Below are 21,796 nucleotides of genomic sequence, written 5' to 3'. Positions count from 1 at the left end.
CAACCCCTTTTCGTTCGACAGTATCGGCGGTTACCATTATGACGGCGGCATGACCGATCGTCCGTCAACGCCGCTGCTCGACACGGTGGATGTCCCCGCCGACCTCCGCAAGCTGAAGCCCGAAGACCTCCGCCAGTTCGCCGACGAACTGCGCGCCGAGATGATTTCGGCGGTCGGCACCACCGGCGGGCATCTGGGGTCAGGGCTGGGCGTCGTCGAGCTGACCACCGCGCTCCATTATGTGTTCGACACCCCGCGCGACAAGATCGTGTGGGACGTCGGCCACCAATGCTATCCGCACAAGATCATCACCGGGCGCCGCGACCGGATTCGCACCCTACGCACCGGCGGCGGCCTGTCGGGCTTCACCAAGCGCAGCGAGAGCGAATATGATCCGTTCGGCGCCGCGCACAGCTCGACCTCGATCAGCGCGGCGCTGGGCTTTGCGATCGCCAACAAGCTGAAAGCCCAGCCCGGCCGCGCGATCGCGGTGATCGGCGACGGGTCGATGTCGGCCGGCATGGCCTATGAGGCGATGAACAATGCCGCTGCGGCGGGCAACCGGCTGATCGTCATCCTCAACGACAATGACATGTCGATCGCGCCGCCGGTGGGCGGGTTGAGCGCCTATCTGGCCAAGCTGGTGTCGTCGCGGCCGTTCGTCGAGCTGCGCGAAATCGCGCGGCGCTTTGCGCGCAAATTGCCCGAGCCGCTGCACAAGGCGGCGAAAAAGACCGACGAATATGCGCGCGGCATGGCGATGGGCGGGACGTTGTTCGAGGAACTCGGCTTTTATTATGTCGGGCCGATCGACGGCCATAATCTCGACCATCTGATCCCGGTGCTGGAAAATGTCCGCGACAGCGACCATGGCCCGGTGCTGATCCATGCGGTGACGATGAAGGGCAAGGGCTATGCCCCCGCCGAGGCCGCCGCCGACAAATATCATGGCGTCCAGAAATTCGACGTCATCACCGGGCAGCAGGCAAAATCGCCGCCGGGACCGCCCGCATATCAGAATGTCTTCGGCGAAACGCTGGCCAAGCTCGCCGACAACGATCCGCGCATCGTCGCGATCACCGCGGCGATGCCGTCGGGGACCGGGGTCGACAAATTCGCGGATGCGCATCCGACGCGCAGCTTCGACGTCGGGATTGCCGAGCAGCATGCGGTAACCTTTGCCGCGGGATTGGCGGCGCAGGGGATGCGGCCGTTCTGCGCAATCTATTCGACCTTCCTTCAGCGCGCTTATGATCAGGTCGTCCATGATGTGGCGATCCAGAATCTGCCGGTGCGCTTTGCGATCGACCGCGCCGGGCTGGTCGGCGCCGACGGATCGACCCATGCGGGGTCGTTCGATGTGACCTATCTGGCGACGCTGCCCAATATGGTGGTGATGGCGGCGGCCGACGAGGCCGAGCTGGTCCATATGACCTATACCGCCGCCGAATATGACGCGGGGCCGATCGCCTTCCGCTATCCGCGCGGCAACGGCACCGGGGTGGCGCTGCCCGAGGTTCCCGAGAAGCTGGAGATCGGCAAAGGGCGCGTCGTCCGCAGCGGCAAGACGGTAGCGATCTTCTCGCTCGGCACGCGATTGGCCGAAGCACTGAAGGCCGCCGACACGCTGGAAGCGCGCGGGCTGTCGACGAGCGTCATCGACCTGCGTTTCGCCAAGCCGCTCGACGAGGAACTGATCCGCAGGACGCTGGCGAGCCATGAAGTGTGCGTGACGGTCGAGGAAGGCAGCGTCGGCGGGCTCGGCGCGCATGTGCTGACCCTGGCGAGCGACGAGGGGCTGATCGACGCCGGGCTGAAGCTGCGCACGCTGCGCCTGCCCGATGCGTTTCAGGATCAGGACAAGCCCGAGGTGCAATATGACGCCGCGGGGCTGAACGCGCCGCAGATCGTCGATTGCGTGCTGAAGGCGCTGCGGCATAATAGCGCGGGCGTTGAGGAAGCGGGCGCCCGGGCTTAGCTTGCCGGTTTATCCGGTATGCCGTCGATTGCGCCGATCATTCGGATCAGCATATCTCGCCCAATATTCATTGTTTGATCCGAGTAGGGGCGCTGATTGAGCAGATCAACCGAAGATGCAATGACGGCCTTCGCTTCATTTTTCGTGATAAGGCCCTTGGAAACCTGAAGCGACAGCAAGGTGCAAAACATTCCGGCAATCGGATTCATTACAACATCGAAGAACTGCGTTGCTAAGGTCTCAAAATCTGCGACAATTTTATTGTCGGCCGCCAAATGATGCTCGTCTTCCAATGTCGGCTCCCCCTTCAAACCCTCGAATCAGAGCTTTGAGTCGATCTTGCAGATTGAAATGCTTTCCGAACATTGACTGCATTTCCAATGCCAGATTTTGAAGCGTTTCAACGGATAGGTTATTCGCGTCGGCTATATGGCCGGTCGAAGCGGCCCGGATGATAATCTGATCGCCCCCTGTCTCGCCATGCCATTTGATGAAAGCTCCATGCATTATGTCATTTCGCTTCCGAGACAGTGCGAGTGTTTCGTCTAAAGCGGCATAAAATTCCGGTCTAAGATGGACAAAAAGTGGCTCGCCTAGCGATCGCCGAAGGAATTTCACGCGTTGACTGAATGCAGTCGGCGTGGGGTGTGCCGCGCTCTGCGATGCCTGATATTTGAGTAGATAGGCGCAACTGATTTCGATGATGGTTTCAAGGCCGGCCCACCGAACGGCAACAAGTCCGATCGCCTCCAAGAGTTTCGGCGGTGGGTCGCTCATCGATACACTTCGCGGCGGTGACCAATGGTGACTACGATGATGACCATTCGGCCGTCCTCTATTTTCGCGATCACACGATAGTCGCCGATGCGGTAGCGCCAATGCCCGCCATAGTCGCCAGCCAGCGCATGTCCGCGTTGGCGTGGGTTATCCAACTGCGCCACATCGGTCATGGTCTGAGTGATGCGGTCTGCTTGCTTCGTGTCGATCTTGCGAAGCTGTTTGCGTGCTTGGTCCGAGACCTCAAGCTTCCAGGCCAAGTTCCCGCCTCATCTGCTCCATCGAAATATTCTTGCTGGGATCATAATTCGTGAGCGCCTCTTCGAGCAGCGCAATATCTTCGAGGTCTTCGATATATTCCTCGATCGCCTTGCGCGCGAGCGCGGTCTTGGTCCGGCCCGACCGCTTGGCCGCGGTGGATAGCCGTTCTTCGAGTTCCTTGTCGAGGCGAATGGCTAACATGGCAGCGCTCCTTCGCTATACATGTATAGCGAATTTGCCAATTTTGCAAGATGACGGGTTGCCTTACGCCCCCGGGATCGCCGCCTGCGCGTCGCGGCCGTCGCCTTCGGGGGCGGCGAGGATGTCGCGGGTGACCAGGCCCTTGTCGACGACCTGCGTGTCAGGGCTGCCGACCTGGCTGCGGATGCCGGGGTCGGCGCGGGCGCCGTCGGCGCTGCTGATCACCGCCGCTTCGTTGGGGCTGCGGGCCGAGGGGCCGCCGAACAGCGCGCGCAGCGTCTGCTCCGCGGTCGTTTCGCCACCGGGACGCGCGGTGCCGGGAGCGGGCGGGGTCAGCGCGAAATCGGGCGGCACGACGAGCGGCGCCTGACGCGACACCGCAAATTCATCGGGGCGGTCGCGGTTGAACAGATTGTTCGACCCGCAGGCCGACAGGGTGGTGGCCAGAATCGAGGCGGCCAGGATGGCGGTGGTCCGGTTCACTGTAAAAACTCCTATGCGCCCCGTTAATCGGTGGACGGCGACCCGTCCGTGCTGGCCGCCTTTTCGCCGAAGAGCAGCGCGCGCGCAACCAGCAAAAGCACCCCGAGCGTGATGCACGCATCGGCGACGTTAAAGATCATGAAAGGTCGGAAATCGCCGAAATGCAGGTCGGCAAAATCGACGACATAGCCATAGCGCACCCGGTCGACGATATTGCCCAGCGCGCCGCCGAGGATCATCGCGAGCGCAATGACGTCGCCCTTGGCCTGTTCGCGCGTCATCCAGATGCCGACCGCGCCCGCAACCAGTGCGGTGACCGCCACCAGCGTCCAGCGCGTCGTGTCGGTGCAATTGGCGAACATCGACAGCGAAATGCCGCAATTTTCGGCCCAGGTCAGGTTGAAGATGTCGATCAGCTCGATCTCGCGCTTCGCTTCGAGCGACAGCGGGGTGATGAGCACCCACTTGGTGACCTGATCGAGCAGGAAGGCGAAGGCCGCGATCAACAGGCCGAAACGCAGGTGCGGCGAACGAGAGCTTGTCATGCCGGGTTCAATACCGTGTCACAACGATTGCACAAGTTGCCGTCCTCGGTAACTTCGGGAAGGTGGCGCCAGCAGCGGCCGCATTTGTGGTCGGTGGTGGGGGTGATCGTGATGCCTTCATGGCCCGGAACCAGATGCACGGTCCCCGAGATGAATGTTTCCGCGAGATGATTGCGGTCCAAGTCTTGAAGAATGACGTCGAGATCGCTCATCGTGATTTCGGCCTCAAGGCTTGATCGAACCTGCTTATCGCGGCGCAAGGGTTCAATCGCTTCCGTAACTTGTCCACGCAGCGCGCGCAGTTCTGTATTGCGGATCACAAGTGCCTTGTTGCGCTCGAATGCCGGAAGCTCGGGCCACTCTAGCAGATGCACGCTGCCCGCATCGGGATCGCGCGTCCCCCACACTTCTTCGCTGGTGAACACCAGCACCGGGGCGGCATAGCGCACCAGCGCGTGGAACAGTGTGTCGAGCACGGTGCGGTATGCACGGCGCTTCGCTGTCCCTAACGGCTCGGCGGGGCCGAGGTCGCAGTAGAGGCTGTCCTTGCGGATGTCGAAATAGAAGGCCGACAGGTCTTCGTTGCAGAAATCGGCGAGCAGGCGCGTGTAGCTGTTGAAGTCGAAATCATCGACAGCCTGCGCCAGTTTGGCGTCGAGGTCGGCGAGCAGCGACAGCATATAGCGTTCGAGCTCGGGCATCGCCGCGACGTCCGCAACGCGTTCCTCTTCGCTAAATCCTTCGAGCGCGCCCAGCAGGTAGCGGAAGGTGTTGCGCAGCTTGCGATACTGGTCGGCGACGCCTTTCAGGATTTCATCACCGATGCGGTGATCCTCGGTAAAATCGACGCTCAGCGCCCACAGGCGGATGATGTCGGCGCCGTTGGTTTGCATCACCTTCACGGGATCGGTGGTGTTGCCGACCGACTTCGACTGTTTGAGGCCCTTGCTGTCCATCGTGAAGCCGTGGGTCAGCACCGCCTTGTACGGCGCCTGGCCGCGGGTGCCGCAGCTTTCGAGCAAGGACGACTGGAACCAGCCGCGATGCTGGTCGCTGCCTTCGAGATAGAGGTCGGCGCTGTGGGTGCCGCCGTCGTGGCGGACGAGCGCGGGCCAGCGGCCGCTTTCGAGGACGAAGGCGTGGGTGCAGCCCGAATCGAACCAGACGTCGAGAATGTCGACGATGCGCTCGTAATCGGCGGCGTCATAGGCGTCACCGAGATATTCTTGCGCGCGTGCGTCGCTCCAGGCGTCGACGCCGCCCGCCTTCACCGCCGCGACGATGCGGTCGTTGACGATGGGGTCGTTGAGATATTGGCCGGTCTTGCGGTCGACGAACAAAGTGATCGGCACGCCCCAGGCGCGCTGGCGGCTGAGCACCCAGTCGGGGCGATCCTTGACCATGCTGCCGATGCGGTTGCGGCCCTTTTCGGGGACGAAGCGGGTGCGGTCGATCGCGTGCATCGCCGCCTGCCGCAGCGTCGGCGCGGCGCACAGGCCTTCCTCGGCGGGGTTGATCGCGCCGCCTTCGCTTTCCCAGCGCTGCTCGCGCGGCGCCTTGGGCTCGATATGCGTCATCACCCGGTCCATCGGCACGAACCATTGTGGGGTGCAGCGATAGATGACCTTCGCCTTCGAGCGCCAGCTGTGCGGATAGCTGTGCTTGTAATCGGCGCTGGCGGCGAGCAGTCCGCCGGCTTCGCGGAGGTCGGTGCAGATGGGGCCGTCGGGGGCGTTGAACTTGGGATTGATTACCGACCCCTGACCGCCGAGCCAGCCCCAGTCTTCGCGATATTTGCCGTCGTCCTCGACCGCGAACACGGGGTCGATGCCGTTCGCCTTGCACAGGTCGAAATCATCCTCGCCATGGTCGGGCGACATATGGACGAGCCCGGTGCCGCTGTCGGTGGTGACGAAATCGCCCGCGAGGAAGGGGCGCGGGCGCGCGAAAAAGCCGCCGAGCGCGTGCATCGGATGGCGGGCTGACACACCTGCCAATTCCGAGCCTTTGCCCTCCCAATCGATTGAATAGGAATCGATCCTATATCGCTTGCTCACCGCTTCAACCAAATCGCGAGCGATAAGAAGATGGGTTGGAGCCGGTTCGCCGCTCCCACTGTTTTCACCACCCTGCCAAGCGTTCAGGTGCAAAACGACATAGTCAACGTCAGGACCGTAGGCGATCGCCTGATTGACCGGAATAGTCCAAGGGGTCGTTGTCCAGATCACCGCATGGACACCGTCGAACCGACCATCCGGCCCGCCGACGATCTTGAAAGGCACGTCGATCTGGGTCGAGACGATATCTTCATATTCGATCTCGGCTTCGGCGAGCGCGGTTTTTTCGACCGGCGACCACATCACCGGCTTGGCGCCGCGATAGAGCATGTCGTTGGCGGCGAATTTGAGCAGCTCGCGGACGATGGTGGCCTCGGCCTCATAATCCATCGTGAGGTACGGATGGTCCCAGTCGCCGCCGATGCCGAGACGCTTCAGCTGCTCGCGCTGGGTGTCGACCCAATGCTGCGCATAGGCGCGGCATTCGGCGCGGAATTCCTCGACCGGCACTTCATCCTTGTTGAGCTTTTTCTTGCGATACTGCTCCTCGACCTTCCACTCGATCGGCAGGCCGTGGCAGTCCCAGCCGGGGACGTAAGGCGCGTCCTTGCCTTTCAGCGTCTGGGTGCGGACGACCATGTCCTTCAGGATATGGTTGAGCGCATGGCCGATGTGCATGTCGCCATTGGCGTAGGGCGGGCCGTCGTGGAGGATGAACTGGTCGCGCCCGGCGCGCGCGGCGCGGATCTGGCCTTCGAGATTGCCCTCGAGCCATTTGGCGAGAATCAGCGGCTCCTTCTGCGGCAGGCCGGCCTTCATCGGGAAGTCGGTCTTGGGCAGGAAGACGGTGTCGCGATAGTCGCGTTGCTCGGGTGCGGGCGTGTCGGTCATGGGGGCGGCGCTTAGCGCAGATTTGCGTGGGAGCAAACCTCGGGTTTCCCTCTCCCCTTGGGGGAGAGGGCAGTGAGACTTGCGAGCTTGCTCGCTAGTCGCAGCGGGTGAGGGTGTGCTGACGCAAGCGTCCATGCCCTCACCCAGCTTCAGCTAGGCAGCAAGCTGCCAAGCTTGCGCATCCCTCTCCCCCAAGGGGAGAGGGTTTGGCTATTTCTGCCGCGACCTTAGCGCTGGCCCCACCGCACGAATGTCTTCGACCCAGATATAGCCGTTGAAGCTGGCGGGGATTTTGGCGAGTTGCTGGGGGGTGGTCAGGCCTTCGTTCGACTTGCCGCGTTCATAGGGGCCGAAGACGATGACGCGCGCGCCGACGCGGTCCATGCGCGCGATCAGGCGGTCGGGCCAGCCCCAATACGCCCATTGATAGTTGATCGGGATCGCAAGCACGCCGTTTCGGCAGCTGTCGGGGACGATGCCGGTCCAGCCGTACATCACATAGTCTTTTGAGCAGGCCAGCGCCTCGCGCCGTAAGTCGAACGACCAGTTATTCGGCAGCAGTTCGCGCATCCGTTTGACCGGACGTTCGGCGCCGTAGAAGGCGTCGCCGCGTTGTTGGCTGTCGCGGCCCGCGGCTTTGAGGATCGCGAACAGCTGGTCGGCCTCGCGCGGGTTTTTCGATTTGAAGTTGAACAGGATCGGGTGGACGGGCAGCGCCGCGAGGCCTTCCTCGACGGTCGGCAGCTTGCCGACGCCCTTGCCGCGCAGCGGGAAGGTCTGGCCGCCGTCGGCGGTGTAACCATAGCCGATGTCGAGCGCCTTGAGCTCGGCCAAGGTCAGGTCGCGGGTGGCGCCCTTGCCGTCAGTGCGGCAGTCGACGGTCCAATCGTGGAAGAGGACCATGCGGCCGTCCTTGGTGGGCGCGACGTCGATCTCGACCATGTTGGCGCCAAGGCCGACCGCCCATGTCATCGATTCGGGCGTGTTTTCGAATATCTCATGCGTCGGCGGATAGGCGAAGGCGGCGGTGCAGGTGTCGCGGCCGACCGCGGCGCGCTTGTCATAGAGGTGATAGACGCCGCGGTGCGCGATGAGTTTGGGTTTGCCATCGGGCGAGGGGGCGAGCCAGCTGGCGTTGCTGAGCACCGCCCAGGCGACGAAGGCGGCGAACAGCCACAGCGCGATCTTGGTGCCGCGGCGCAGCGGCTTTTTGGGCGGGGGTTCGAGGGCTGATGCCCAATCCGGATCGTTCGTCATCATTCCCCCATCTCGTCACCCCGGACTTGATCCGGGGTCCATTCCTGCGGCGCCGCATGGACCCCGGATCAAGTCCGGGGTGACGATGAAATTATAGATCGGCGAGCAGTCCATTGGCCGCATCGCAATCCTTGGCAATCTGCGCCATCAGCGCGTCCATGCTGTCATATTTCGCCTCGGGCCGGATGAAGGCGTGGAAGGCGACGTCGATGTCCTGTCCGTACAGATCCTCGGCAAAATCGAAGAAATGCGGTTCGAGCAGCTCCTTCGGCGGGTCGAAGCTGGGGCGGATGCCGAGGTTGGCGGCGCCTTTCAGGATGCGGCCGTCGGGGAGTTTTCCGGTCACCGCATAGATGCCGTAGCGCGGGCGCAGGTAATTGCCCATGTCGATATTGGCGGTGGGAAAGCCAAGCAGGCGGCCGTTCTTGTCGCCATGTTCGACCCGCCCGCGCACGGTGAAGGGGCGGGTGAGCAGGCGCGCGGCGGTGGCGCAGTCGCCCGCTTGCAGCGCCTCGCGGATGCGGCTCGATGAGATCACCTCCTCGGCGTCGTCGACCGGGGCGACCATTTCGGTGAAGAAGCCGCGGCGGCGGGCGTGGTCGGCCAGCGTCACGACATCGCCGCCGCGGCCCTTGCCGAACACGAAATCGCTGCCGGTCACGACCCCGGCGGCGCCGTAGCGACCCAGCAGCAGGTCGGTGATGAAATCCTCGGCGCTCGTCCCCGCGAGCGCGGCGTCGAAGGGCAGGACGAGCATCGCGTCGGCGCCCGCGGCGGCGAACAATTCCTGCCTTTGGTCGAGCGTGGTGAGGCGAAAGGGCGGCACGTCGGGCTTGAAGAAGCGCACCGGATGCGGGTCGAAGGTGGCGACGATCGCGGGGCGATCCTCGTCGCGCGCATGGCGCACGGCTCGGCCGACGACCGCCTGATGCCCGGCATGGAAGCCGTCGAAATTGCCAAGCGCGATGACCCCGCCGCGCAGCGGGCCCTCGATGTGCGTGTGGCCGTCGAGGCGGATCATGGCGCCGGAGGCGTTAGCGGGACGAGGCCGGCACTGAGCACGCGAACCGCGTTGCCGCCCATCGCGGCGCGGATTTCGTCGTCGCTGAACCCCGCGTCGATCAGCGCCTGCGTCACCTGCGCCAGTTTCGACGTGTCGAAGCGCACCGTGGTGGCGCCGTCATAATCGCTGCCGAGCGCGACATGCTGGATGCCGACAAGGTCGCGGACATGCTTCATCGCCTTGGCGATGCTGGCGGGCGATGTGTCGCAGATCGCGGCGTCCCAATAGCCGATACCGACGAGGCCGCCGGTCGCCGCGACGCCGCGAATCTGCTCGTCCGACAGGTTGCGGTTGACCTTGCACGTCGCCTGCACCCCGCCATGGCTCGATACCACCGGGCGGCGCGCCATATTGAGGATGTCGGCGACGCAGGCGTTCGAGCAATGCGCGATGTCGACGACCATGCCCTTCGCCTCCATCGCGGTGACGACTTGGCGTCCGAACGGCGTGAGCCCGCCTTTCTTGAGCCCATGCATCGATCCGGCGAGGTCGTTGTCGAAGAAATGGGTGAGCCCCGCCATGCGGAACCCCGCGGCGTAGAGTTTGTCGAGGTTGGCGAGCCGGCCTTCGAGCGGATGCAACCCCTCGATGCTGAGCATCGCGCCGGTGGCGAGCGGCTTGCCGCGCCGTGCCGCGAGCAGCGCATCGAGATCGGCGGCGGTGGCGACCGCGCGCAGCTTGCCGTCCGACGCCGCGGCGGCGCGGTGCAGCTTTGTCGCATGCCACAGCGAGCGTTCGAGCAGCGAGGTCCATGTCCGCACCGGCTGCAACTGCGCGATCACCAGGCTGGTGATATTGTCGGTGTCGCCGCTGTTCGCATCGTAATTCTGGCCCTTGGGCGATTTGGTGGTGCTGGCCAGGACTTGCAGCGCGACATTGCCGTCCTCGAGCCGGGGCAGGTCCATATGGCCGCGGTCGGCGCGGTCGAGGATGCTCCGTTTCCACAGTAACGTGTCGCTGTGCAGGTCGACGATCGTCAGCGTCGCGTGGAGTGCCTTGGCGCGTTCGCTCACCGTGGGGAGCGGCTTGCCGTCGATCTGGTTGGTGCCGCGCTCGATGACGCCGGGGGCAGCCAAGAAAAAGGCGATGGCGGCGAGTGCGACGACGAGCAGGATAGCGGTCAGCCAGCGGCGCATGTCTATGTCCTTGTCAGCGTGACGAAGCTGTACGCGGGGCGCCCGGCATCGTCGGCGGGATGATCGTCGCGCGCCACTTCGCGCCATGCCCCGGTATCGGGATAGGCGATCACCGCGTCGCCCTGGGGCTCAAGCGCGACTTCGGTCAGCTCGATGCGGTCGGCGAGGGGGAGGAACAGGCGGTAGATTTCGGCGCCGCCGATCACCATGACATGCGGGGCATTGGCGAGTTTCAGCGCCTCCTCGACACTTGCGACGGGCTCGGCGCCTTCGTCGTGCCAGTCGGCATCGCGGGTCAGGACGATGTGGCGCCGCCCTTCGAGCACCGCGGGCAGGCTGTCGAACGTCTTGCGCCCCATGATCATCGGGCGCCCCATCGTCAGCTGTTTGAAGCGGCGCAGATCGGCGGGCAGGTGCCAGGGCATTTTGCCGTTCGCGCCGACCACGCCATTGGCGGCGCGCGCGAGGATCAGGGTGATTTCGGGGTGGCTCATGCGGGAGAGGTTCCAACCCAGGTGACATGGCCCAGCTTGCGGCCCTGACGGACCTCGGTCTTGCCATAATGATGGACATGCGCGCCGGGGTCCGCGAGCAGGTCAGGAACTTCAGCAATCGAAGCACCGATCAGATTGTGCATGACGACGGGCAGCACCGGGCTGGCGGTGCTGCCGAGCGGCAGCCCGGCGACGGCGCGGATATGATTTTCGAACTGGCTGGTCACCGCCCCCTCGATCGTCCAGTGGCCGCTGTTGTGGACGCGCGGCGCCATCTCGTTGAAAATCGGGCCATCGTCGGTGGCAAAAAACTCGCCGGTGAGCACGCCGACATAGTCGAGATCGTCGGCGATGCGCGCCATCAGCGCGCGGGCTTCGTCTTGCTGGTCGAGGATGATCGGCGGCGACGGCAGCGCCGACGTCGCGAGGATGCCGCCGTCGTGAACATTGACGCTGCTGTCCCAGAAGCGCGTCTCGCCGTCGATGCCGCGGACCAGCAGCACCGAAAATTCATGCGCGAAGGTGACGAAGCCTTCGAGGATCGCGGCGTGGCGGTCGATCGCGTCCCATGCGGCGTCGGCGTCGGCGGGGGTGGTAAGCCGCGCCTGCCCTTTGCCGTCATAACCCATCCGCAGCGTCTTAAGGATCGCGGGGGCGCCGATCGCGGCGAGCGCGGTGTCGAGCGCGGCGCGGTCGGGCACCAGGGCAAAGGGGGCGGGCCGTCCGCCAAGTCCGGCGACGAACGTCTTTTCGGTCAGCCGGTCCTGCGCGATTTCGAGCGCCTGCGCGCCGGGGCGCACCGCGACATGCCCCGACAGAAAGCGCACCGTGTCGACCGGCACATTTTCAAACTCGATCGTCACCGCGTCGCAGCCCGCGGCAAAGGCGGCGAGGCGCGGTTGGTCGTCCCACGCCGCCTGGACATGCTGCGCCGCGACCTGCGCCGCCACGCTCTCGCGGTCGGGGGCGTAGATATGAACCTGGTAGCCGAGCTGCGCCGCGGCGACGGCGAGCATCCGGCCGAGCTGGCCGCCGCCGAGGATGCCGATCGTCGAACCCGGTGCCAGCAAGCGATCAGCCCTCGCGCACGGGGGTTGGAGCGACGCTGTTCGTCTGTTCGTCGCGCCAGGCGTTGAGCTTGTCCGCGAGCCCCGGGTCATTGTTCGCGAGCAGCGCGGCGGCGAACAGCGCGGCATTGGTCGCCCCCGCCTTGCCGATCGCAAAGGTCGCGACCGGAATGCCGCCGGGCATCTGGACGATCGAATAGAGGCTGTCGATGCCGCTGAGCGCCGCCGACTGGACGGGGACGCCGAGCACCGGCACCCGCGTCATCGATGCGACCATGCCGGGCAGGTGCGCGGCGCCGCCGGCCCCGGCGATGATCGCCCGCAGGCCGCGCTCGGCGGCGCTTTTGGCATAGGTGACGAGGCGGTCGGGGGTGCGATGCGCCGACACGATCTGCACCTCGTGCGCGATGCAGAAATGTTCGAGGATCTGGACCGCGTGCGCCATCGTCGGCCAGTCCGACTGGCTGCCCATGATGACGCCCACCTGCGGCGCGCTTTCGCCCATCCCTCGACCCTCCTGTACCGGCGTCCGATCCACGGATGAATCGCTGCCGCATACCCCCTAGCGACAAGGCCGCGCGCGGGCAACGCCGCCCGTTCGGCAACGGGCGCGATCCGCCGTTCAGCCGATCGGGGTAGGGCGTGATTTCGTTCGGGGTGCGCGCCGCCCACCTTTGGATTATTCCGCCGCGCCCCTGTCCGGCGCGCTGGCCCGGTGCGCCGCAATCGCCTGCAATTCCGTCACAACCGGCGGTGCGGCGGCACCGGGATCGTTGCCGTTCCGGCACCTCGAACGGGTAATTGTGGTTCGCTACCTCAGCGTTTACCGATTGGTATCAAGTCGCGTTTAGGGTTGTGGCTCGATAATCATCGGCATCGGGCCGGGGAGCGAGCGTAGGTTTCGGGGACGTTGAATGGACAGCGTAGGGGGGGCGCGGATTGCGGTCGATCAGTTCGCCGCATTAGCCGTTGACTCCATCGAGGACCAACTGCGTGAAATACGCCGGGAACGCGACGCTCTGCGCCGCGAGAACCGCGTATTGAAGATCGCCGTGGCCGAGCTGGAACGGGTGTCCGAGCGCGATACGCTGACCCCGTTGTTCAACCGCCGCTATTTCCTGACCGCGATCCATCACCGCATCGCGCGCTTTGAACGCCACGCCGAACGCGCCGCGGTGGTGTTTGTCGACGTCAACCAGCTGAAATTGATCAACGACAGCTTTGGCCATGCCGCGGGCGACTTTGCCCTGATGGAAATCGCCAAGCGTCTGGCCGAATCGATCCGCGCCACCGACGTCGCGGCGCGTATCGGCGGCGACGAATTCGGGCTGATCCTCGATCAGTCGAGCGAGGATGGCGCCCGCGCCCAGATCAACCGCCTGTGCGACGTACTGACCGCGGCGCCGGCGGACTATGACGGTCACCAGATCGCGCTGTCCGCCTGCTTCGGCATCGCGATGCTCCAGACCGGGATGACCGAATCGGACATATTGGCCGCCGCCGACCGCGACATGTATCGCAACAAGCAGGGCCAGGGCTCGGCGCCCGGACATCGCTGACACTCGGCTAACCTCGTGTTAACCAAATGAGCGCATCGTCCCCGATAGGACAGGGGGTGGACGATGCGTACCCAAGCCGACCCATATCATGACATTCGGGACCGGATTACCGGCCAGATCGGCGCGCTCGCCGAAGCCTTGCCGCACTGCGCGCTGGCGCAGATCGTCCAGGGCATCGACGACATTCGCTGTCTGGCGCGCGACAATGGCTTTGCCGCGGTCGAAACTTTGGCCAGCCGGCTGGAATCGGCGGTCGCCGGCGGCGGGTATCGTGCCGCGATCCTGACCTATCTCGACGCGATGAGCGACGCCGCCTGCGTACCGCGCGGGCCCCTGCCCGCCGCGGCGCAAGAGGCGTGGCTGGCGTCGGTCGCGATGCGGCTGGGGCATTGACCGACCCCGGCTGACGATCCAGACCAGTTCCATGGATGCAATCATGCTTGCGCTGGTGGCGGTGCTGCTGGCCAATGCCGACGGGCGCAGCGGCATATTGCTGTCGCGGCTGCTGAGCGCGCGCGCCGACCGGCGGGTGGTCGTGGGCATCGCCTTTGGCGCCTTCATGCTGAATGCCATCATCGCCGCCACCGCCGGCGCGATCGCCAACCGCATGATCGGCCAGGGGGTGGCGGCGTTGCTGGTGGCGTTCGCGATGCTGTCCGCCGCCGCGGCTTTGCTGTGGCGCGGGCGACCGTCGCTGTTCGATGACAAGGCGCTGGCGGCAACCCCGACGATGTTGGCGGGGCGGGTGCTGATCGCGCAGTTCGGCGACCGCAGCCATTTCCTGATCGGCGCGCTCGCGGCGACCAGCGGTGCCGGGCAATGGGCGGCGGCGGGCGCGCTGGTCGGCTGGACGCTCGCGATGCTGCCGTTCCTGGCGTTCGGTCCCGACCTTGCGGCGCAGCGCGGCGCGGCGGTCATCCGCTGGGTGAGCGCCGCGATCCTGACCATCTGGGGACTTCGCACCGCGATGGGGACGTTCGGATTGATCGGATAGCCGCCGCGATTTTCGGAAAGTCATCGTTTTTATCGATGAGCGCGACCGACAGGTTCAATGGGAAAATATCGTCGCGCCACGCTATATGGGGGCGGTCAACGAAAGGATGCTCCCATGTCCGATAAGAACAACAATGCCCCTGCCGTCGCCGACGCGCTCAACGCGCTGCTCGCCGACAGTTTCGCGCTCTATCTCAAGACCAAAAACTATCATTGGCACGTCCAGGGGCCGCGCTTTCGCGAACTCCACCTGTTGTTCGACGAACAGGCCATTCAGATTTTCGCAACCACCGACCTGATCGCCGAACGGGTCCGCAAAAATGGCGCGCGAACGTTGCAGTCGATCGGCGACATCGGCCGCCGCCAGTCGATTCGCGACGATGATGCGGCGGGGCCGGACGCCGAGGCGATGATCCGCACGCTGGCGGACGACAACAAGATTTTGCTCGGCCAGCTGAAAGCGGTGAAGGCCGCCGCCGAAGCCGATGGCGACATCGCGACCAGCGGCTTGGTCGACACATGGGCCGACGAGACGCAGCAGCGGATCTGGTTTCTGGAAGCGACGCTGGGGTATTGATGATTCCCCTCCCTTCTTCAGGGAGGGGTTAGGGGTGGGTCGCCGCAGGCGTTCTGCATGGCCGCACACCTACCCCGCTGCGACTAGGCAGCAAGCTGCCAAATCTTCGCACCCCTCCCTTGCAGGGAAGGGAAACCAACAGAAAAGGGCGGCCCGTGAGCCGCCCTTTTCATTTTGCTGGTCCCGCCGATCAGTCCTGATGCGGCTGGATGTTCACGGCCGCGAATTTGCCGCGATCGTCGACTTCGATGTCGAACGCGACGCGGTCGCCTTCGTCGAGGCCGGTCATGCCGGCGCGCTGCACCGCGCTGATGTGGACAAAGGCGTCGGCCTGTCCGTCGTCGCGCGCGATAAAGCCAAAACCCTTCGTCGTGTTGAAGAATTTGACCGTGCCCGAGGTGCGTTCGCCGGTCAGCTGACGCCGTCCGCGGGCGCCGCCCGGGGCCCCACCGGGCGCACCGCGATCGTCACGTGCACGCGGCGCGCTGTCTTCGATCGGCATCGGTTCGCCTTCGATCTTGATATCGATGGCCGACACCTTGCCGTTGCGTTCGACGAGGGTGAAGCCCAGCGGCTGGCCCGAGGCAAGACCCTGAAGCCCTGCCTGTTCGACCGCGCTGATGTGGACGAACACGTCCTCGCCGCCATCGTCGCGCGCGACAAAGCCGAAGCCTTTCGCCGCGTTGAAGAATTTGACCGTGCCATTGCCTTCACCGACGACCTGCGCCGGCATGCCGCCGCCACGTCCGCCGCCAAAGCCGCCGCCGCCACGATCGCCGCCGCCAAAGCCGCCTCGGTCACCGCCGCCAAAGCCGCCACCGGGACGATCACCACCGCCAAAGCCGCCGCGATCGCCGAAGCCACCCCCACGATTGCCGCCACCATAGCTGTCGCCGCCATAGGGTGCAGGTTCGAAGCTGTCGAAATTGCCGAAATCATCGCGCTTGCCGCGCCCCCGCTGGCCGCGGCGATCCTTGTTGAAACTCATTGTCTAATAGTCGCTTTCGGTTCGTCCATACCCCATTCGATCGGCGCCTTGCGCCGGACGGGGGACGCAGTTCACCATAGGCACGGACTCGCCCCATGCCTCTAACGGCGCAATATATAGCTTAAATCCATGCCGCCTGCGAACGGAAAATTCAAAGCCGTCCGCCTTGGTAAAGCGCGCTTTGCCGCGGGCTGGCGGCGGATGGGCTGGCGGCGCCAAAACCAGTCATTGAGCGGCACCGCCGCTTCGCCTAAGGCGGGCCAATGACTGTATATTTCCACGAAGAAGATTTGCCCGCGGGCGCGCTGGGTCCGGGCGCCGTCGCGATCGACACCGAAACGATGGGATTGAACCCGCTGCGCGACCGGCTGTGCCTGGTGCAGATCAGCGACGGGTCGGGCGACGAGCATCTGGTCCGCTTCGCGCCCGGCAGCACCTATGACGCCCCGGTCCTCAAAGCGATATTGACCGATCCCAACCGGTTGAAATTGTTTCATTTTGCCCGGTTCGACATTGCGGCGCTGCAGCAGGCGCTCGGCGTCGTGACGGCGCCCGTCTATTGCACCAAGATCGCCTCGAAGCTGATCCGCACCTACACCGACCGCCATGGGCTGAAGGAATTGGTCCGCGAGCTTTTGGGCCAGGAAGTGTCGAAACAGCAGCAGTCGAGCGACTGGGGCGCCGCCGAACTCAGCGATGCGCAGCGCGACTATGCCGCGAGCGACGTGCGCTTTCTGCACGCGATGAAAGACATTCTCGACATGCGGCTGGCGCGCGAGGGGCGCACCGAGCTGGCGCAGGCCTGTTTCGATTTTCTGCCGACGCGCGCCGCGCTCGACCTGGCCGGCTGGCCCGAGGTCGACATTTTCGCGCACACATAAAGGGCGATTCGCAAAAGCATGTCCGAACGCGCCGATCTTGATCGCACGATGCGCCGCCTGTGGGCGGCGAGCGGGTCGAGTCACGACCGCGTCGTGCGCATCCTGCGCTTTGGGTTGCCGCTGGTCATCGGGGTGGTCGCCGCGGTGCTGATCTTTTCGCCCTTCACCCAGCGCGCCGAGGTCAGCTTCCTGCTCGCCAAGGACAAGGTCGAGGTGGCGCAGGAGCGGATGAAGGTCACCCGCGCCGAATATCGCGGCCAGGATGCCAAGGGCCAGCCCTTTGCCCTGCTCGCGGGCAGCGCGGTGCAGAAAAGCTCGGCCGAACCGATCGTGCGGATGAGCGACCTGTCGGGCGCGATCCGCCTGGCCGACGGACCGGCGACGATCGTCGCCCGCAACAGCGCCTATAATATGGAAACCGAAAAGGTCGCGGTGCCGGGGATGGTGCAGGTCAAAAGCGCCGGCGGCTATCGCATCGATGCCAGCAACGTGTCGATCGACCTCAAGACCCGCACGCTGAGCGGGCAGGGCGGGGTCGACGGGACGTTGAACATCGGTAGCTTTTCGGCCAACCAGCTGACCGCCGACCTCGACCGGCGGATCGTGCGCCTGCAGGGCAATGCGCGGCTGCGGATCAATCAGGGAGTGATCAAATGAACCGGCTTTGGACCATGAAGAGCATGGCGCTTGCGGGCGCGGGGTTTGTTTTCACCAGCCTTGCTTTGCTGTCGGTCGGTACCGGCGGCGACACCGCGCAGGCGCAGGCGCTGGCCAACCACAACAGCAACGCCCCGGTCGATTTTGCCGCGAACAGCATCGAGGTGCAGGACCGCGCCGACCGCGTCGTCATCGCCGGCAATGTCCGGGTGACGCAGGCCGGCATGACGCTGACCGCGGCGCGGATGACCGTCGCTTATTCGCGGTCGGGCGGCACCGACGTCAACCGGCTCGACGCGACCGGCGGGGTCGTGGTGACCAAGGGCGACGAGCGCGCGTCGGGCAATGTCGCGATCTATGACCTTGACCGCCGCCTGATCACGATGGTCGGCAATGTCCAGCTGACCCAGCGTGGCAACCGCCTGTCGGGCGGGCGGATGGTCATCGACCTGAACAGCGGTCGGGCGACGGTCGACGGGCGCGGCGCGGCGCGCGGTCCCGACGGCAATCCGATCGCGGGCGGCACCGGCGGGCGCGTCACCGGCACCTTCACGGTACCGGAAAGAAAACAGTAACCAAAGCTTTTGACGGACCGGCAACCCTGCTCCTTCACCAAGGGGCAGGGACCAGATCCATAGCGGTGCCGGGGGGCGACGCTGCGCAATGAAGGCGAGCCCCCGATGCGTTTCTCTCCCCTTGTCCCGCCGCGACGTCCGTTGTTCGGCCGCCGGATCGAGCCACCCGCGGCGATCATCCCCACCCCGACGTCCGAAGAACGGCGCCTGATCGACCGCATCATGCGCCACGCGGGGTATCGCGAGTCGCGATAGCGCCTCCCACTTTAGATCGTCATCCCGGCCTTCGCCGGGATGACGATATAGATGCTATTCTAGAGCGTGATGGATTCAGTTAGAGTCGTCATTGCGAGGAACGAAGCGACGCGGCAATCCAGCGTGGCGTAAACCGCCCTGGATTGCTTCGCTTCGCTCGCAATGACGAATGCAGTAACTCAAACTCATCAGGCTCTAATGCCTGAAATGCCGCATCCCGGTGAACACCATCGCCAGTCCCGCGTCGTTCGCCGCGGCGATCACCTCATCGTCGCGGATCGACCCGCCCGGCTGGATGACGCAGGTCGCGCCCGCCTCGACCGCCGCCAGCAGGCCGTCGGCGAAGGGGAAAAAAGCATCGCTCGCCACCGCGCTGCCGACGGTGCGGGCTTCTGCCCAGCCATGCGATTCGGCGGCTTCGCGTGCCTTCACCGCGGCGATCCGCGCGCTGTCGCGGCGGTTCATCTGCCCGGCGCCGATGCCCGCGGTCGATCCGCCCTTGGCATAAACGATCGCGTTCGACTTCACATGCTTGGCGATCGTCCATGCGAACAGCGCGTCGGCCAGCTCCTCCTCGGTCGGCGCCCGGTCGGTGACGATTCTCAGGTCGGCGCGGGTGATGCGGCCATTGTCGCGGCTCTGGACCAGCCAGCCGCCGGCGATCGTCTTCATCATCAGCCCGCCGCGCGCCGGATCGGGCAGCTCGCCGGTCAGCAACAGGCGCAAATTCTTCTTCTTCGCGAACACCGCGCGCGCATCGGCGTCGGCGTCGGGAGCGCAGACAACCTCGGTAAAGATGCTGCTGATCGCTTCGGCGGTCGCGCCGTCGAGCGGCCGGTTGACCGCGATGATGCCGCCGAACGCCGAGACATCGTCGCATTTCAGCGCCGCGTCATAGGCCTCGGCGATCGTCGCCGCGGTGGCGACGCCGCAGGGGTTGGCGTGCTTGACGATGACGCAGGTCGGGTCGGCTGCGCGGAATTCGGCGACCAGTTCGAGCGCCGCGTCGGCGTCGTTGATATTGTTGTAGCTGAGCTCCTTGCCCTGCACCTGTTCGGCCTGTGCAATGCCGCGCGCGGCCGGACCGGCGGGCAGGTAGAGCGCCGCTTGCTGGTGCGGATTCTCGCCATAGCGCAGCTCGGCTTGCAGCTTGGCGGTCAGCGGCAGCGTATCGGGGAACAGCTTGCCCTGATCGGCAAAGGCGAACCAGCTCGCGATCATCCCGTCATACGTCGCGGTGTGCGCGAACGCCGTTGCGGCGAGGCGTTTGCGTAAGCCCAGCGTGGTTGCGCCGCCGTTGGCGTCCATCTCGGCGATCACCGCGGCATAGTCCTCGGGCTCGGTGACGATGCCGACAAAGGCGTGGTTCTTGGCCGATGAGCGCACCATCGCGGGACCGCCGATGTCGATATTCTCGATGATCTCGTCCCGCGCTGCGCCCTTCGCGACGGTCGCCGCGAAGGGGTAGAGGTTGACGACGACCAGATCGATCGCGCCGATGCCATGTTCTTCCATCGCCGCGACATGCGCCGCGTCGTCGCGCACTGCCAGGATGCCGCCGTGGACGGTCGGGTGCAGCGTCTTGACGCGGCCGTCCATCATCTCGGGAAAGCCGGTGAGGTCGGCGACGTCGAGGACATTGTGACCCGCTTCGCGCAGCGCCTTGGCGGTCCCGCCGGTCGACACCAGTTCGACGCCATGTTTGACGAGGGCGGCGGCAAGCTCGGTCAGCCCGGCCTTGTCGCTGACGGACAAGAGGGCGCGACGGACGGGAATCAGGTCGGTCATGGGAAAGGGCGGCCTTTGCAGGATGGGAAAGACGCCGCCCCCCTAGGCGGGTCGCTCCACAAGAGCAAGCATCGTCGCCCCCGCGAAGGCGGGGCCGCTGGCAACCTTGCGTTACGCCTATGGCGGCCGCGTTCAGAGGCGCGTGACTCTGAAACGCCCTTCGCGGGGGCGGCGGATGTTAAAGCCCCAGCGCCGCCGCGATCTGGTCCCAGCGCACCAGCTTGAAATTCTGGGCCTTGGGCGCGTTGTCGCCGTCCTGCGCCAGAAAGAGGCCGTCGGGATAGGCGGGGCCGAAATTGCCTGCGACGGCCTCGATCCCGTCGGTTTCGCTCGTCGCGCCGAATGCGCCGGCGGTCACCGCAAAGCGTCCGACATATTCGACCGACGGCAGGCGGAACACCGCATAGGCGTTATCACCCTGGCTCGACGCGATCAGGTAGCGCTGATCCTTGTGATCGATCGTCGCCAGCCCTTCGAGGTCGGCGACGAGCCGCTGGTTGTCGATCGGCGCGACCAGCCGCGCTGCGGCGCCCTCGCCGTCCTGTTTCAGCTCCCATAGCCCCCCGACTTCTTCGCCGACATACAGCGTGTCGCCGTCGAACACACAGCCTTCGGACTGGGTTGCAATCTTGTGCTCCCACTGCACTGTGAAGCTGGGCGTGCCATCGACCGTCAGCGTCCCGACGCGCACCGTGCCGTCCTTGACGATCAGCGCCGCGGTGATCGGCGTGCCCGGCGCGCTCTTCTTCAGGCACAGGCCATAGGCTTCGCCGCTGCCCGCCGCGGCGCGGCCCAGCGCGGTCAGCGCCGGTTTGGCGCCGTCGAGGCGGTAGACCGCCAGATGCGCGTTCAGCCCGTCGTTGCGGTCGCTCGCGACAACGATATCGCCGACGATATCGACATTGTTGACCAGGCCGCTTTTCAGAAACGCCAGATCCTTGCCGGTCAGGTCATAGACGTGCAGCCCGGCTTTCTTGTCGGTGGCGACAATCAGCGCGCGGCCGGGATTGGCGGGGTCGACCCAGATTCCCGGATCGTCGGCGGCATCGGCGCGGCCGGTGCCGACCGGCGCGGTCTCGCCGCTCGCGGTGACCGCCACCGGCGGCAGGCCGGTGATGACGGGCGCCGCTTGTCCAGCGCATCCGCTCAGCAGTGATGCAAAAGCGAACGAAGTCAGCAGCTTCGATGTGCGGACGGCGGTCATGACGATTTCCCCTGTTCCCGATGGCGCCAATGGCGATTGGCGCGCCCCGTCCCAGCAAACTCCGGCGGCGTCAATCCCACAATATTTCCGTCACTTAAGCGTCATTTAA

General features: G+C 65.1%; 25 protein-coding genes. 9 read left to right on the top strand and 16 right to left on the bottom strand.

All coding sequences use genetic code 11. The features are described 5' to 3' along the window. Positions 1-49 precede the first annotated feature (49 nt). Positions 50-1,978: a 1-deoxy-D-xylulose-5-phosphate synthase gene (gene dxs, locus FFS68_RS12140; RefSeq protein WP_137753467.1), complete on the top strand. Its 1,929-nt coding sequence runs from the start codon at positions 50-52 to the stop codon at positions 1,976-1,978. Here dxs and FFS68_RS12135 read toward each other — a convergent pair. The 13 genes from FFS68_RS12135 to purE all read right to left on the bottom strand — a co-directional run bounded on the left by FFS68_RS12135 (position 1,975) and on the right by purE (position 12,715). Further along, complete coding sequence (locus FFS68_RS12135; RefSeq protein ID WP_137753466.1) at positions 1,975-2,253, bottom strand: hypothetical protein; 279 nt, start codon at positions 2,251-2,253, stop codon at positions 1,975-1,977. The two genes, dxs and FFS68_RS12135, sit on opposite strands and share 4 nt — an antisense overlap. Then, positions 2,237-2,755: a hypothetical protein gene (locus tag FFS68_RS12130; RefSeq protein WP_137753465.1), complete on the bottom strand. Its 519-nt coding sequence runs from the start codon at positions 2,753-2,755 to the stop codon at positions 2,237-2,239. The genes FFS68_RS12135 and FFS68_RS12130 overlap by 17 nt, the downstream gene beginning before the upstream one ends. Next, on the bottom strand, positions 2,752-3,015 hold the full coding sequence (locus tag FFS68_RS12125; protein ID WP_137753464.1) for a type II toxin-antitoxin system RelE/ParE family toxin: 264 nt from the start codon (positions 3,013-3,015) through the stop codon (positions 2,752-2,754). The genes FFS68_RS12130 and FFS68_RS12125 overlap by 4 nt, the downstream gene beginning before the upstream one ends. Further along, the gene (locus FFS68_RS12120; RefSeq protein ID WP_137753463.1) at positions 2,999-3,217 is read right to left on the bottom strand and encodes a DUF6290 family protein; all 219 of its coding nucleotides are present in this window, start codon (positions 3,215-3,217) and stop codon (positions 2,999-3,001) included. Before FFS68_RS12120 ends, FFS68_RS12125 begins: the two co-directional genes overlap by 17 nt. A gap of 63 nt (positions 3,218-3,280) precedes the next feature. Continuing rightward, entirely contained in the window at positions 3,281-3,700 is a 420-nt protein-coding gene (locus FFS68_RS12115; protein ID WP_137753462.1) for a DUF3035 domain-containing protein, read from the bottom strand. Positions 3,701-3,723: 23 nt separating this feature from the next. Next, the gene (gene lspA / locus FFS68_RS12110) at positions 3,724-4,245 is read right to left on the bottom strand and encodes a signal peptidase II (protein ID WP_137753461.1); all 522 of its coding nucleotides are present in this window, start codon (positions 4,243-4,245) and stop codon (positions 3,724-3,726) included. Continuing rightward, entirely contained in the window at positions 4,242-7,193 is a 2,952-nt protein-coding gene (gene ileS / locus FFS68_RS12105; protein WP_137753460.1) for an isoleucine--tRNA ligase, read from the bottom strand. Before ileS ends, lspA begins: the two co-directional genes overlap by 4 nt. 210 nt (positions 7,194-7,403) lie before the next feature. Then, positions 7,404-8,450 (bottom strand): glycerophosphodiester phosphodiesterase family protein, encoded by a 1,047-nt coding sequence (locus FFS68_RS12100; RefSeq protein WP_171003854.1) that lies wholly within the window; start codon positions 8,448-8,450, stop codon positions 7,404-7,406. A 91-nt stretch (positions 8,451-8,541) separates the two neighbouring features. Beyond that, positions 8,542-9,471, bottom strand: coding sequence for a bifunctional riboflavin kinase/FAD synthetase (locus tag FFS68_RS12095; protein WP_137753458.1), 930 nt, complete (start codon positions 9,469-9,471; stop codon positions 8,542-8,544). Beyond that, on the bottom strand, positions 9,468-10,649 hold the full coding sequence (locus tag FFS68_RS12090; RefSeq protein ID WP_137753457.1) for a dipeptidase: 1,182 nt from the start codon (positions 10,647-10,649) through the stop codon (positions 9,468-9,470). Before FFS68_RS12090 ends, FFS68_RS12095 begins: the two co-directional genes overlap by 4 nt. A gap of 2 nt (positions 10,650-10,651) precedes the next feature. Next, positions 10,652-11,143 carry a dihydrofolate reductase gene (locus tag FFS68_RS12085; protein WP_137753456.1) on the bottom strand — a complete coding sequence of 164 codons (492 nt, stop codon included), beginning with the start codon at positions 11,141-11,143 and terminating at the stop codon, positions 10,652-10,654. Next, positions 11,140-12,213 carry a 5-(carboxyamino)imidazole ribonucleotide synthase gene (locus tag FFS68_RS12080; protein ID WP_283214603.1) on the bottom strand — a complete coding sequence of 358 codons (1,074 nt, stop codon included), beginning with the start codon at positions 12,211-12,213 and terminating at the stop codon, positions 11,140-11,142. Before FFS68_RS12080 ends, FFS68_RS12085 begins: the two co-directional genes overlap by 4 nt. 4 nt (positions 12,214-12,217) lie before the next feature. Continuing rightward, positions 12,218-12,715, bottom strand: a complete 498-nt coding sequence (gene purE, locus FFS68_RS12075; protein ID WP_137753454.1) for a 5-(carboxyamino)imidazole ribonucleotide mutase — start codon at positions 12,713-12,715, stop codon at positions 12,218-12,220. A 409-nt stretch (positions 12,716-13,124) separates the two neighbouring features. Here purE and FFS68_RS12070 point away from each other — a divergent pair, with 409 nt between their 5' ends. The 4 genes from FFS68_RS12070 to FFS68_RS12055 all read left to right on the top strand — a co-directional run bounded on the left by FFS68_RS12070 (position 13,125) and on the right by FFS68_RS12055 (position 15,339). Then, positions 13,125-13,769, top strand: a complete 645-nt coding sequence (locus FFS68_RS12070) for a GGDEF domain-containing protein (protein ID WP_137753453.1) — start codon at positions 13,125-13,127, stop codon at positions 13,767-13,769. A gap of 63 nt (positions 13,770-13,832) precedes the next feature. Beyond that, the gene (locus FFS68_RS12065) at positions 13,833-14,162 is read left to right on the top strand and encodes a hypothetical protein (protein WP_137753452.1); all 330 of its coding nucleotides are present in this window, start codon (positions 13,833-13,835) and stop codon (positions 14,160-14,162) included. Between the two features lie 43 nt (positions 14,163-14,205). Further along, on the top strand, positions 14,206-14,763 hold the full coding sequence (locus FFS68_RS12060) for a hypothetical protein (protein WP_249340141.1): 558 nt from the start codon (positions 14,206-14,208) through the stop codon (positions 14,761-14,763). Positions 14,764-14,877: 114 nt separating this feature from the next. Next, positions 14,878-15,339: a DNA starvation/stationary phase protection protein gene (locus FFS68_RS12055; protein WP_137753450.1), complete on the top strand. Its 462-nt coding sequence runs from the start codon at positions 14,878-14,880 to the stop codon at positions 15,337-15,339. A gap of 190 nt (positions 15,340-15,529) precedes the next feature. Here the strand turns inward: FFS68_RS12055 and FFS68_RS18210 are convergent, their stop codons facing one another. Then, positions 15,530-16,327, bottom strand: a complete 798-nt coding sequence (locus FFS68_RS18210) for a cold-shock protein (RefSeq protein ID WP_137753449.1) — start codon at positions 16,325-16,327, stop codon at positions 15,530-15,532. Positions 16,328-16,590: 263 nt separating this feature from the next. On the opposite strand from FFS68_RS18210, the gene FFS68_RS12045 reads away from it, so the two are divergent. The 4 genes from FFS68_RS12045 (at position 16,591) to FFS68_RS17910 (ending at position 18,695) form a co-directional block, all read left to right on the top strand. Next, entirely contained in the window at positions 16,591-17,208 is a 618-nt protein-coding gene (locus FFS68_RS12045) for a ribonuclease H-like domain-containing protein (RefSeq protein ID WP_137753448.1), read from the top strand. An 18-nt stretch (positions 17,209-17,226) separates the two neighbouring features. Beyond that, entirely contained in the window at positions 17,227-17,865 is a 639-nt protein-coding gene (lptC, locus tag FFS68_RS12040; RefSeq protein WP_137753447.1) for an LPS export ABC transporter periplasmic protein LptC, read from the top strand. Continuing rightward, the gene (locus FFS68_RS12035) at positions 17,862-18,440 is read left to right on the top strand and encodes an LptA/OstA family protein (protein WP_137753446.1); all 579 of its coding nucleotides are present in this window, start codon (positions 17,862-17,864) and stop codon (positions 18,438-18,440) included. The genes lptC and FFS68_RS12035 overlap by 4 nt, the downstream gene beginning before the upstream one ends. A gap of 105 nt (positions 18,441-18,545) precedes the next feature. Then, positions 18,546-18,695: a hypothetical protein gene (locus FFS68_RS17910; RefSeq protein ID WP_171003853.1), complete on the top strand. Its 150-nt coding sequence runs from the start codon at positions 18,546-18,548 to the stop codon at positions 18,693-18,695. 195 nt (positions 18,696-18,890) lie between these two features. Here FFS68_RS17910 and purH read toward each other — a convergent pair whose 3' ends face one another. Continuing rightward, positions 18,891-20,483, bottom strand: coding sequence for a bifunctional phosphoribosylaminoimidazolecarboxamide formyltransferase/IMP cyclohydrolase (gene purH / locus FFS68_RS12030; protein WP_137753445.1), 1,593 nt, complete (start codon positions 20,481-20,483; stop codon positions 18,891-18,893). A gap of 178 nt (positions 20,484-20,661) precedes the next feature. Further along, on the bottom strand, positions 20,662-21,687 hold the full coding sequence (locus FFS68_RS12025) for a phytase (protein WP_137753444.1): 1,026 nt from the start codon (positions 21,685-21,687) through the stop codon (positions 20,662-20,664). Positions 21,688-21,796 lie beyond the last annotated feature (109 nt).

This window comes from Sphingopyxis sp. L1A2A (assembly GCF_005502465.1).
In the GTDB taxonomy this organism is placed as follows: Bacteria; Pseudomonadota; Alphaproteobacteria; order Sphingomonadales; family Sphingomonadaceae; genus Sphingopyxis.
The sequence above is the reverse complement of the archived record's forward strand: the minus strand, read 5'-3'. Positions and strand labels throughout refer to the sequence as shown.